The sequence below is a fragment of the Terriglobus sp. YAF25 genome, from assembly GCF_052113305.1.
In the GTDB taxonomy this organism is placed as follows: domain Bacteria; phylum Acidobacteriota; class Terriglobia; order Terriglobales; family Acidobacteriaceae; genus Terriglobus.
The window spans coordinates 1-12,608 of the sequence record NZ_JBFRCY010000025.1 but is presented as its reverse complement, the minus strand read 5'-3'; the positions used below and the strand labels follow the sequence as shown (position 1 = coordinate 12,608).

Sequence of the window (12,608 nt, the reverse complement as noted above, 5' to 3'; positions counted from 1 at the left end):
CCCATCCTCTACAAGACCACCAAGGAGTTCCTGCTCCGCTTCGGCCTGAAAGACACCTCCGAGCTTCCCAGCATCGAAGAGTTCGAGAAGATGGCCGGCGAACTCGCCGAGCAGGAGGATCTGCCGATGGACATCAATCCGAACCCGGAAGGCGCGCCGAATCCCGACGTTGAGCCCCAGGGAGCGGGCGAAGAAACGCAGGAGACCCCGACGCCTGAACCGCAGGCGGATGGCAGCGGTGAATCCGTAGAGGACTCCCAGCCGGCAGGCAAAACCAATGGCGCGGACGTAGAGCCGCAGGCAGGGGAGACCCCGGAAGTTGCTGAAGCAGAAGCAGCCTCGGCCTCTACCGTTGCGCCTGAGGATGTCGAGGCTGAGGAGAAGGCGAGCGCCGCGGGCATCGAGACTGCGTAACTCGATCGAAGTCGTAATTCCTTTCTTTTTGTCCTGACAGGCGATAATAGAGGGGATATGAGCGAGCCCGTACGTCTCCAGAAGATCATTGCCCAGGCTGGTCTCGCCTCACGGCGCGCCGCGGAAGAGTTGATCCTTACCGRCCGTGTCACTCTGAACGGCGAAATTGTCACCGAACTTGGCACCAAGGCCGATCCCGAGCGCGACCACATCCGTGTCGACGGTAAGCTGCTGCACGGTCCGGAGCGCCACCGCTACTTTGTTCTGAACAAGCCGCGCGGCTATGTCACCACGCTCTCTGATCCTGAGGGCCGGCCGACGATCATGGAGCTTTTCGCCAAGTCGCCAAAGGCTCCGCGAGAACGGTTATATCCAGTCGGTCGTCTGGATTACCTTTCTGAGGGCCTGCTGATTCTTACCAACGATGGTGAACTGGCGAATGCGCTCTCCAAGGCCTCCAGTGGTGTGGCTAAAACCTATCTGGTGAAGATCTCCGGCCAGCCCAGCGAGCAGGCGCTGCACCAGCTTCGCGGCGGCATCATGATCGAGCGCGGCCGCCTGCAGGAGGGCGATCGCCGCAACCGTGTGCTGACACAGCCGGCTGAGATCGCGCTGACGCGCGGTGGCGAGAATCCCTGGTACTCGGTCACCCTGACCGAAGGACGGAACCGGCAGCTCCGCAAGATGTTTGAGGAGATAGGCCATCACGTCGAAAAGATCCGCCGTATCGCCTACGGTGGCCTGGTGCTGGATGTGGAGCCGGGTGAGTTCCGGGAGCTGACACCAGGTGAAGTCACTGCTCTCGGGCGTGCCAGCCAGGGCCGTAAGGTGGAACGCAAGAAGGTGCTCCCGGAGGCTGCCAAGCTGAAGGAACCAGCCAAGCCGAAGCGCAAGCCTGGAGCGAAGTCCAGCTTCAAGCCTGCAGGCCCCAGACGCCGTTCGCGCTAACCCTTCGTCGAATCGCTGGAACAAATCGCCAGTTCGGGCCCTATCCCGGAGGACGCCGGGGGCCCGACCCTCACAACGTTAGGGTCGGTTAGAAATTCCCAAAATCTGTAACAAAACACAATCGACGCAGACCGATTTGTAGCGACCATCCTAGGTCGCTACAAATCCTTTTTTTGTGTTTTCGATGTGACCAAAACTTCGGGCTAAAGCGTCTTCAAAATCGGCCGATTGTTTTAGAGCGGGACGTCTTTAACGTCCAGCGCAGCCCCGGTGACCGGCAGAGTACACCCGTGTGCATACAACTCGCAACCTGTTGTTAACACTGGCACTACCGGTTACTATCTTTCGATTTTTCATCAGATTGTTGATGACAAACCATACTCGGCTGGCATCTTATTCGTGTTCGTAGTTGTAGAAAGGAACACTGCAGTGCCAATTGAAAAAGCAACATTTGGTGCCGGGTGCTTCTGGGGCGTGCAAACACGCTTCGACGAGCTCTCCGGTGTGTTAGAAACAGCAGTCGGCTATGAGGGCGGCGCCCTTGAGCATCCAACGTATAAAGAGGTCTGCACGGACCGGACAGGTCATGCCGAAGTGGTTCAGGTCACCTTCGACCCAAGCCGTATCAGCTACGATCGCCTGCTCGATGCCTTTTTTTCCTTGCACGACCCAACGCAGTTGAATCGCCAGGGACCAGACTGGGGTACTCAGTACCGTTCAGTCATCTTCACCCACTCCGAGCAGCAGGCCAACGCAGCGCAGGCGAAGATCGCCGACCTGTCCGCCTCGGGATCCTACTCACGCTCCATCGTGACGTCCGTTGAGCCGGCGCAGACTTTCTGGAAAGCCGAGGAGTACCACCAGAAATATCTCGAAAAGCGCGGCATGGTCGCCTGTCACATCTGAGCGTCAGCCTCCCCCAAGTCAAGCATCGAATAGAAAAGAAGGGCCGGTAGATACCGGCCCTTCTTCTTTGTTACGTATTTGTTGTTTTCACTGCGTCGCCAGTTCCCCGACACGCTGGCCGTTGTGCCACACGCCAAGAATCTTCTCGGTGTTTTCGATCTGCGTGAGCGGATCGCCATCCAGCACCAGGAGATCTGCGGTCTTCCCAACGGCGATGACGCCGGTATCTGTCTGATGCAGCATGGCAGCTGATTTCGAAGTGGCGATGGTAATCGCCTGCATAGGAGTGAGTCCGGCCTGCACCATCAGTTGCAGCTCACGATGTTCGCTGACGCCGGGAATGCGTACAGGCTGCGCTCCAGCATCGGTACCGAAGCCGATATTCACACCTGCCTCTGCAGCGCGGCGAAGATTCTGCATCGCGGTGGCGAGATCCTGGCGCTTGATGGTGGTGCCACGGTCAGCAGCGATCTTGCCCTTGTAGACCGTATCAGCAAGACGGGTTGAGAGCTCCGGGCCTGCGGCCAGACGGACAAAGGTGCCTTCCAGAAATTCCGGATGGTCGAGGTAGGTGAAGGTTGATTCGTCGGCTGCGAGCGTTGGAATGTACCAGGTTCCCTTGGCCTTCATCGCGTCAATCAATTCCTGATCGATACCGGCATCGCGCACCGAGTGGGCAAGAATATTCACGCCGCTTGCAACCAGATCCTTGGCATCGGCGAGGTAATAAACATGCGCCGCAACGGGAAGCCGATGCTGGTGAGCCTCATCAATGACAGCCTTGTAAATCGCGGGATTCATGCTGGGGTGTGAGCCGCGCAGCGAATCTACCCAGACCTTGATAACGTCTACCTTCTGCTTCGCCATAGCGCGCACAGCCTCGCGCGCCTCTTCAGGATTCTTGACGCGATAGATGGCATCGTCTTTCACCGTCAGGGGAGGAGCTCCGCCTTCAATTGCAATGCCGCGGCCGGCTGTGAGCAGACGAGAGCCACCGATGAGGCCCTGCCGCTGACGCTTGCGCAGGTCATAAACCAGGTCAGGATTCAGGCCAAGAGAATTGACAGTGGTGACGCCGTAGCGCTGGTACAGATAGAGCTCGCCCACGACATTGGCCTCGGTGTAGGCGTCAGCCGAGCCTTCGGCCTTGTCGTGCAGCACCAGGCCAAGGTGGGCATGGCCGTCGATGAGGCCGGGAATCACTGTCTTACCGTTCCAGTTCAGCTCCTCCGCATGTCTGGGAGTCCTGATCTGCGCATTCGGACCTACCGCAACGATCTTCTTTTTGTGGATGACAATCGCCATGTCCTCCATGGGGGCGGCGCCTGTGCCATCAATCACACGTACACCGCGAAGCACGGTATTGTCTGGAATTGGATGGGTGTTGATGTGGTACTTCTCGCCTGCCAGGGCGGCTGTACTCATCCATCCTAAAGCGGCCAGGGCAAAAAACCGCAGGACTTGCTTCATGCGGACCTCGCTTATGTCCTTTCTTCTATTCAGAGCTTCTGATGCTCGAGGAGGCAGAATGGCCACAATTAGTTAGGGCGCCGCGCGTGATACGCTTGAAGCAGAGGTTGTGGATGGGGAGCGCCGCCGCAGGGTGGCGTGGCCAGAGACCAGCACAACCGGAGCTGTAGCGCAGTTCTTACTCTGGCTTGGATGGAAGGCAGATCGCTTTCCTCGCCATGTTGCACAGCACGCGTCCCGCGGACGATGGGTTTCTTACGTAAAACGCAGTGCTGCTCTACCGGTCGACGCAAACGCGCCGCCGCTGCGTTGTAGAAACCATACCCGTAAACGACATTCTTTTTGACGACAAAACATTCCACTGAATCCACGCCCAAGGTGCACTTCTCTGACTTCGCGATCTCGCCGGAGCTGAAGCAGCGCCTGGATGCAGCCAAATTTACTACTCCCACGCCGGTACAGGCGGGCGCTGTCCCTCCGGCTCTGGAGGGCAAAGATGTACTCGCCACCGCGGCCACCGGCACCGGAAAGACGCTCAGCTTTCTGATTCCCCTGATTCACCGCATGGAGACACAGGTTTCCACGGCCAACGTGAAAAAGCCGGTGCGTGCGCTGATTCTGCTGCCTACGCGTGAGCTTGCGATGCAGGTAATCGACAGCTACGCGAAGATCGAGCCCGCCGCCAAGAAGGACTCCGTCCTGGTCGTCGGCGGCCTGAGCGAAGGCCAGCAGCTTGATCAGCTTCGCCGCGGTCCGCGCCTGGTGGTCGCAACTCCGGGACGGCTGGAAGACTTTCTCAAGCGCGGCGAAGTCAGCCTGAAGCACGTTGAGATGCTGGTGCTCGATGAGGTCGACCGCATGCTCGACATGGGCTTCCTTCCCTCGATTCGCCGCATCGTCGGCGCGCTTCCGCGTCAGCGTCAGACCATGTGCTACTCGGCCACGCTGGATGCCAATATCGAGCACGTTCTGTCGGACTACGTGAAGCAGCCGGTGCGCATCAAGATCGGCACCACTAGCAAGCCAACCGACCGTGTCACACTGCGGGCCATTGTCGTCATGCAGGACCAGAAGCAGGCGCTGCTGGACCAGGAGCTGAACGAGCACGAGGGCAGCTTCCTTGTCTTCTCGCGCACCAAGCACGGGGCCGATCGGATCTCACGCAAATTGCAGAAGCTGGGACACGACGCCACGGTGATTCATGGCGACCGCTCGCAGTCGCAGCGCACCGCCGCCCTGAAGAGCTTCTCCGATGGCAATCACCGCGTCCTGGTGGCGACCGACGTTGCGGCTCGCGGTATCGACATCTCCCACATTGCGCACGTTGTGAACTACGACCTGCCCAACGCCTCTGACGACTTCGTGCACCGCATCGGCCGGACCGGACGAGCCGGCGCAACCGGTACCGCGACGACCTACGTGATGCCGCAGGAGCGCCATGAGGCCAAAAAGCTGGAGCGGGAGCTGGGATTTGCCTTCAACTGGATCGAGGCCGATCATAAGGCGCTCGAAAAAGAAGAGCGCAATAAGCCGGTCGACCTGGGAAACCTGGACCTTGGCAACATCGATGCTCTGTTGGCCCTGGAGAACCGTAGCTGGAAGAGCGATGGCGCTGCAGCGCCTGCCCCAAGCGGGAATAATGGTGGAGGCGGCCGTCGCAAGCGTCCGGCCAACCGTACCACTGGCAACCGTTCTGGCAACCGTTCTGGGGGCCGGCGCCGCCGGTAACACCAGAAAAGAAAAGGGGGGGATTTCCCCCACTTTTTCCGCCATGGGCGACATCCTAAAATAAAAACGAATGCCGGAAGAGATCATCACCGAGGCAACGCAGGCTCCTGCGGCCGAGACCCCAGCCCAAGCCGCAGTCCAGACTGTGGCGGAGCCCGCCGCCACTCCCGCGAAGGTGGACCCCAAGCGTCCTGACCCCGCGAAGGAAGAGGCGTCGCAGTCCCCATTCTCCATCCTTGTCGGGCAGGTCTACGAGGGGCCGCTGGACCTGCTTCTGGACCTTATCCGCAAACAGTCCATCGATATCTACGACATCCCGATCGCAAAGATCACCCAGCAGTTCCTGGCCTACTGCGAGCACATCAAGCAGACCGATGTGGATGCCGCCGGCGAGTTCATCTACATGGCCTCGCTGCTGATCCACATCAAGAGCAAGATGCTGTTGCCGCGCGAGGTTGCTGAGGTTGCTGCCGGCGAAGCTGAAGATCCCCGCCGCGAGCTGGTCGAACGCCTGCTGGAGCACGAGAAGTTCAAGGCCGCGGCGCAGATGCTGCTGCAGAAGCAGCAGATCGAAGAGGCTGTCTGGAGCAATCCGGGTCTGCGCGACTTCAAGCAGATCACCGAGGGTGACCGCGAGATCGCGGCCGACACGGTCGATCTGGTGCGCGTCTTCCAGGAGATCCTGGACCGCATGAAGAAGCGCCCGGTGCTGAACGTGGATGAGGAGTCCGTGACCGTGGCGCAGATGATCGACTATGTGAAGCGCCGCATGGTGATGGAAGACCGTCCAGTCTCACTGCGCAAGCTGCTGCTGAACACCCATTCGCAGCGCGCGCTCATCTGCATGTTCCTCGCGATGCTGGAGTTGGTGCGCCTTCAGGCTGTGCTGCTTCGCCAGGGAGAAGCCTTCGGCGACATCATGATCAAGAAGGCAGACGACTTCGACAAGGTGATGGAAGAGCAGCAGTCCGTCCGCGACGACTGGCGCTGAGGCTGATTAGATTCGGAACCCATACTCTGGGTGCCCCATTCACGCGTAGCGTGAGTGGGACATTCGAGCGAAGCTCGAACCGCTTTGTCTTGTGGTGAGCCAAGCTGTTCGAACATCCCACCCATCGCGTTGCGATGGATGGGGCACCCAGTGATTGGGTAGCTAAAAATGCCGTACCTGTGGTCTCTCCTGTGGCGGCGGCGTTGGGATAAACGAATCCTGCGGACCCGTCTTTTCGAGCGACCGTGAGACCATATCGCGCGATCCCAGGCCAATGGCTAGCGCCATCGTCAGTACGATACCGCCGAACAAAATGCCGAAGGCCAGCTCGATGATATTGCCGCCGATCTGCAGGTGGTCCAGGATCATGGCGGCGGTGAGCACCAGTACCAGCCACTTGATGYCGAGCGAAAGGAAGCGGGCGTACTGCAGCCTCATATTCACCGCGCCGATGAGCACCGTTCGCGCCAGGAAGCGTGCGGCGAGGTTGCCGATCAGGAAGATGACGATTGCGCCTACGGAGTGGGTGACGTAGGGCAGGAAAAAGACCGTCATCTGATCTTTCGAGTCGGCCGAGACGTCGAGCGTGGAGATGCCGATGATGCAGCCGAGCACGACGAATCCCCACAGCACGATGCGTGAGATCAGCAGGGTTGCGGATCGCCTTGGAGCGAAGTCCGAGACGCTGGTGGGCGCCCCGGTGCTGATGCGTTCGTCAAACTTGATCGCCATGAGGATGCGGCGTACTACCCATGCCAGTGCCGCGCCGATCAGGGTGCAGATCAGGATCGCCAGCATCAACGCCAGCAGACCGGGTAGCAGGCTGGCCAGCCGCGACAGAACACGGTGGGCGGAGCCGGAGAGGGCCTCTTGAATCTGTTGCCACATCGCGTTGGTCTCCTTTCGGTAACTCTTATCTCAGCAGAAAACGTTGGTTATGGATTGAAGCGGTCGGGCCAGCGCCAGCGCGAGACCAGATAGGGCTTATCGGAATCGAAGGCCGCAGCTAAGGCTTCGATATGGGCCTCTTTCCGTTCACCCAGAATGTAGCTCGCTACCCATGCCAGATATAGCGGCGTCAAAGCGCCCAGCAGATGCGCGCGATTGATGGTGCGCAGCCTCCAGGCCAGCAGGAAGTCATACACTATGCGGACCCAGAGTGCATCGGGCATGACGAAGTGCTGCTCTTCCAGGATCGACAGTTTCTTCAGGCCAAGCAGGGAGTTCGGCGGCAGCACGAGCGACCAGATCTCCGAGAGGTTCTTGTAGCCGATGCGGAAGGTCTCAATCATGGTGGTGACGTCAGGCTTGGGCGGCTCTGCACTGAAGACCAGAGGCTCGCTCCCGACCACGGTTGCCTGCGTTCGCGCGCGCTGCCAGTAGGTGGCGCGGCTCTCTACGTCGGAGAAGAGCGAACCCGCCACCATGGTGAGCAACTGGGTCAGGTCGGTGACCTCGGGAACTGGGAACGATCGCGTGTCCATCGCGACTTCCTGCGCATTGAAGCCGGCGGTCGCGGCTTCACCGACAGGCCACAGCAGAGCGTCATTCTGATTGGCGGCGGTGAATCGCTGTGCCGTCGCCGCCAGCCGTTCGCCCATCCGCAGGGAGAATGCAAAATCGAGCGGCTGCGGCGTGTGCACCTTGATGGAGAAGAGCGCCCGCGTGACCGGGGCCAGGATGGTGCTGGTCACCAGGCCGTCATAGGGTGAGGTCGTGTAGCGCGGAAGCACCAGATCAATGTTGTTTTCGATGGCAGCGGTGACCATGGCCCGCAAATTCTGCGGCGCCAGTGTCCACGAGCCCGAGGCCAGCATGAGGCAGCGCGGAGCCTGATACTCGCTCATCATCTTGTAGGCGTTGAGATACTCCGCGGCGGTGTGGATCCAGCGTGCGGGAGGAATAGCCGCAGGGGGAGTGACGGCAACCGTCGAAAACGGAAGGTCGATAGATTCTTCGTGACCGGGATACGCAACAAGTACCGGCAGGCCGGCGAGGACAGGCCGCAGATGGCTGAAGGTGGCACGTAACTGCTCGGCATCAAGCGGCGGCAGTGCAAGCAGAAGTGCAGGCGTGGTTGCCTGGGATGGGCTGGTCGAAGGTTGAGGGGCGGCGGTCGTAGACATCGTGCTCTCAAGCAAGTTTAGTTGCTGACACTGCCCGGATCGTTACCTGTTTCGGGAGGTCCCGGCACTTCTTCTACGGGATGCCCCATCGGCTCGGTCATTAGCAGCAGATCCCGGGCCGGTTCCTGGTGCTGCTGTTGCGTCATCCTATCCAGCTGCGGAGGGGCCGGCTGCAGCTCCAGCCAGAAAAAGCTGTATGGCGCCAGAGTCAGCCGGTATGGAGCATCCGTAATGAGGGGGAAAGGAACGTACCCCAGCATCTCCACCGGCATCAGGCCGACAAAGCGTGACAGATCCAGAGAGACCGGCTGCGCGAAACGCGACAGGTTGGCGACGCATACTATGCGCTCGCCATCATACTCCCGGATATAGGCCAGCACCTTGCGGTTATCCGGGGTAAGGAATTCGAGCGCCCCCCGGCCAAAGACCTGGAAGAGCTTACGCAGAGCCACCATGTTGCGGGTCCAGTGCAACAGGGAAGAGGTGTCCGTCTGCTGGGCCTCCACATTGATGGTCTGGTAACCCCACACCGGGTCCATGATCACGGGCGAATAGAGCTTCTCCGGATTCGCGCGGGAAAAGCCGGCATTGCGGTCTCCCGACCACTGCATCGGAGTGCGTACACCATTGCGGTCGCCCAGGTAGATGTTGTCACCCATGCCGAGCTCGTCCCCGTAGTAGATGATGGGTGTCCCCGGAAACGAAAGCAGGATCGAGTTCAATAGCTCGATGCGGCGGCGGTTGTTGTCGACCAGTGGCGCCAGGCGGCGGCGAATGCCCACATTGATGCGCATGCGCGGGTCAGCCGAGTAGGCCAGGTACATGTAGTCGCGCTCATCGTCCGTCACCATCTCCAGCGTCAGCTCATCGTGATTGCGCAGAAACAGGGCCCACTGGCAGTTGTCCGGAATAGGAGGCGTGCGCGTCATGATGTCGGTAATGGGAAGCCTGTCCTCCTGCCTTAGCGCCATGTAGATGCGCGGCATCAGGGGAAAGTGGAAGCACATGTGGCATTCGTCGCCATCGCCGTAGAAGGGACGCACATCATCGGGCCACTGGTTGGCTTCCGCCAGCAGAAACCGGTTGGTGTACTCGTTGTCGATGATGGCGCGGATCTCCTTGATGATGGCGTGGGTCTCGGGCAATGCATCGCAACGGGTGCCCTCGCGTTCAACGAGGTAGGGAATGGCATCCAGGCGGAAGCCGTCTACTCCGAGATCGAGCCAGAAACGCATCGCTTTGACCACTTCATCGAAGACGAGCGGATTGTCAAAATTGRGGTCCGGCTGGTGGTGGAAGAAGCGGTGCCAGTAGAACATGCCCACCTCGTCGTCCCAGGTCCAGTTGGACTTCTCTGTGTCCTTGAAGATGATCGGTACGCCGGGGTACTTTTTGTCGGTGTGTGACCAGACATAGAAGTCACGTTCCGTGGAACCCTCCGGAGCCTTACGTGCGCGCTGGAACCACGGATGCTCGTCGCTGGTGTGATTGATGACGAGCTCGATCAGCACCTGGATGCCGCGCCGGTGGGCCTCTGTCAGGAAGAGCTTGAAGTCTTCCAGGGTGCCGTAGGCCGGATGGACGGCGGTATAGTCGGCGATATCGTAGCCGTCGTCCCGCAGCGGGGAGGGAAAGAACGGCAAAAGCCAGATGCAGGTAATACCGAGGTCCTGCAGATAGTCGAGCTTGGAGACAAGGCCCGGGAAATCACCGATGCCATCATTGTTCGAGTCACAGAACGCCTTAACGTGTAACTCATAGATGATGGCGTCTTTGTACCAAAGCGGATCGTTTGCGCTGCCAGCCTTCTTCACAGGGGGTCGTGCCTCGTTCATGACGGTCACTCCGTTGGATGCGGTCTGCCGCTCCGGCGTCACGCGGCATCGAAGATGCTGCCCAGATACTTTCGCGACCGCACCTTTCGGACTGCGATGACGATACAGTTCCTCTCGAATGGAATTTCATTTGCGGGTCAGATGCTGATTCCGTTCTTCCTTATTCGCGCATGTGGGGAGTCGCCTTCGACAACGCGCCTGATGCTCACCCCAATGGGATTGGGAATGCTCTGCTCCTATCCCATGATGGGAACGCTGACACAACGCTTCGGCCTTCGCCGCGTCTCGTCCTATGGAGCCTTGCTCTCGCCGGCGGCAACACTTCCATTTCTGTATCTCAGCCGGCATGGCCTCGTGACATCCATGCTGGCGGTAACACTCTTCCTCCGCGGTATGGCGATGGGAGCCATCGGAATACCATCAATCTCAGCGGCGTATGCTGCGGTTCAGCGGGAACAGCTTCCCATGGCCACCACCACGCTGAATATCGTGCAGCGTCTCGGCGGACCTACGCTGACCACACTACTCGCAACCTTTGTTGCCTGGCGCATGACGTTTGCCTCGTCCATCGTATTTCCGGCGGCGTTCGCGCTGCTGTCCGCTTTTCATATCGCGCAGTGGCGGCGACCAGCCGGCGACCTCGCGAACTGCCCAGTGGAAAAACCGCCTCCTGACGCTTGTTTTCTACCGTTTAGTCTCCTGCAGCAGCCATCCAACCCCGCCAGCGAAATTCGCTTCTTAAGGTGCAGACCTTAGTGTGTCCCAAGGACCGAGACATGCCATCACGGAAAGTAGAGAAGAATGGCCCGCATCCCCACGTCCACTTATCGTCTGCAGCTGCATGCAGGCTTCGACTTTGACCACGCTTCCGCCGTTGCGGACTACCTGCACGATTTAGGTATCACGCACATTTACTGTTCGCCGTATCTGCAGGCTGCACCCGGGTCCATGCACGGCTACGACGTTGTCGATCACCAGAAGGTGAACGAGGAGCTCGGCGGTATCGAGGGCCACGGACGCCTGCGCTGGCGCCTGGGTGAACTTGGCCTCGGGCAGATTCTCGACATTGTGCCGAACCACATGGCGTTGGGGCCGGAAAACCGGCTCTGGTGGGACGTGCTGGAGAACGGGCCAGCGTCGCGTTTCTCGACGTGGTTCGACATTAATTGGCATCAGGAAGAGGCCAAGCTGCAGAACAAGGTGCTGGTGCCGATCCTTGGCGACCAGTACGGCAAGGTTCTCAGCGATCGTCAGATCGGGGTCGCGCGCCGCGGCGCCGGCTTCGTGGTGCTCTACATGAAGAATGAGTTCCCCGTGGCGCCACGCTCGCTCTACGGCCTGTTGCAGCGTGCCGCGGAGTATGCGCGTAGCGATACCCTGAGCTTTATCGCCGACTCGTTTGCCCGCCTGCCCGCACCGGAAGCGACGGACCGCAGTGTCGCCGTCAACCGCCATCGCGACAAGACCGTCATCTACGCTCTGCTGGAACGTCTGTGCGCTGAAGACGGCAACATCTGCCGTTCGATCGATCAGGCGGTCGCGGACCTGAACAACAACATCGATGCCCTGGACGATCTGCTGAACCAGCAGAACTATCGCCTCGCCTACTGGCGTACGGCAGACCAGGAGCTTGGCTACCGGCGCTTCTTCGATGTGAACACGCTCATCGGCCTGCGTGTCGAACGTGAACACGTCTTCGAAGAGACTCATGCGCTGATTCTGCAGTGGTTGAGAGAGGGTGCGCTCGACGGCGTGCGTGTCGATCACCCCGACGGCCTGCGCGATCCCCAGGGATACTTCCGGCGTCTGCGCGAACAGGCTCCCGATGCGTGGATCATCGGCGAGAAGATCCTCGAGTCAGGTGAGTGGCTGCGCCAGGAATGGCCCATTCATGGCACCAGCGGGTATGACTTTCTGAATGTGTGCAATGGCCTGCTGGCGCATGGTCCGGGCCTGGAAGAGATGACTACCATCTACTCCGACTTCACACATGAACCTATCGACTTTGAAGATGTGGCGCATGAGAAGAAGCATCATGTCACGCAGGAGGCTCTGGGCTCGGACGTCAATCGTCTTGCAGCGCTTCTCGTGGAGATCTGCGAAAACAATCGTGATCGCCGCGACACGACGCGTGCCGAGATCCGCCGCGTCATCCGCGAGGTGGCGAGTTGTTTCCAGGTCTACCGTACC

The 12,608-nt window shown here is 59.8% G+C and carries 9 protein-coding genes and 2 pseudogenes; 7 read left to right on the top strand and 4 right to left on the bottom strand.

Features of this window, described 5'->3' with window-relative positions:
- The 3 genes and pseudogenes from AB4043_RS01945 to msrA all read left to right on the top strand — a co-directional run.
- Positions 1 to 414 (top strand): annotated as a pseudogene (locus AB4043_RS01945) (SMC-Scp complex subunit ScpB); the annotation flags it as partial.
- Between the two features lie 57 nt (positions 415 to 471).
- A complete protein-coding gene (locus AB4043_RS01940; protein WP_442306399.1) occupies positions 472 to 1,362 on the top strand; it encodes a pseudouridine synthase in 891 nt (296 codons plus the stop codon).
- A gap of 429 nt (positions 1,363 to 1,791) precedes the next feature.
- Entirely contained in the window at positions 1,792 to 2,268 is a 477-nt protein-coding gene (gene msrA / locus AB4043_RS01935) for a peptide-methionine (S)-S-oxide reductase MsrA (protein ID WP_442300554.1), read from the top strand.
- Positions 2,269 to 2,355: 87 nt separating this feature from the next.
- On the opposite strand, the gene AB4043_RS01930 is transcribed toward msrA, so the two are convergent.
- Entirely contained in the window at positions 2,356 to 3,693 is a 1,338-nt protein-coding gene (locus AB4043_RS01930) for an amidohydrolase family protein (protein ID WP_442300555.1), read from the bottom strand.
- Positions 3,694 to 4,080: 387 nt separating this feature from the next.
- Here AB4043_RS01930 and AB4043_RS01925 point away from each other — a divergent pair, with 387 nt between their 5' ends.
- Positions 4,081 to 5,466 (top strand): DEAD/DEAH box helicase, encoded by a 1,386-nt coding sequence (locus tag AB4043_RS01925; protein ID WP_442300556.1) that lies wholly within the window; start codon positions 4,081 to 4,083, stop codon positions 5,464 to 5,466.
- 70 nt (positions 5,467 to 5,536) lie between these two features.
- Entirely contained in the window at positions 5,537 to 6,457 is a 921-nt protein-coding gene (locus tag AB4043_RS01920) for a segregation and condensation protein A (RefSeq protein ID WP_442300557.1), read from the top strand.
- A gap of 162 nt (positions 6,458 to 6,619) precedes the next feature.
- Here AB4043_RS01920 and AB4043_RS01915 read toward each other — a convergent pair whose 3' ends face one another.
- The 3 genes and pseudogenes from AB4043_RS01915 to treS all read right to left on the bottom strand — a co-directional run.
- Positions 6,620 to 7,345, bottom strand: a complete 726-nt coding sequence (locus AB4043_RS01915; RefSeq protein ID WP_442306398.1) for a hypothetical protein — start codon at positions 7,343 to 7,345, stop codon at positions 6,620 to 6,622.
- Positions 7,346 to 7,392: 47 nt separating this feature from the next.
- A complete protein-coding gene (locus AB4043_RS01910) occupies positions 7,393 to 8,583 on the bottom strand; it encodes a hypothetical protein (protein ID WP_442300559.1) in 1,191 nt (396 codons plus the stop codon).
- 146 nt (positions 8,584 to 8,729) lie between these two features.
- Positions 8,730 to 10,397, bottom strand: a pseudogene (gene treS, locus AB4043_RS01905) (maltose alpha-D-glucosyltransferase); the annotation flags it as partial.
- A gap of 75 nt (positions 10,398 to 10,472) precedes the next feature.
- On the opposite strand from treS, the gene AB4043_RS01900 reads away from it, so the two are divergent.
- Positions 10,473 to 11,174, top strand: coding sequence for an MFS transporter (locus tag AB4043_RS01900; RefSeq protein WP_442306397.1), 702 nt, complete (start codon positions 10,473 to 10,475; stop codon positions 11,172 to 11,174).
- A 45-nt stretch (positions 11,175 to 11,219) separates the two neighbouring features.
- Positions 11,220 to 12,608: alpha-amylase family glycosyl hydrolase (locus AB4043_RS01895; protein WP_442306396.1), on the top strand; the 1,389-nt coding region annotated here is incomplete at its 3' end.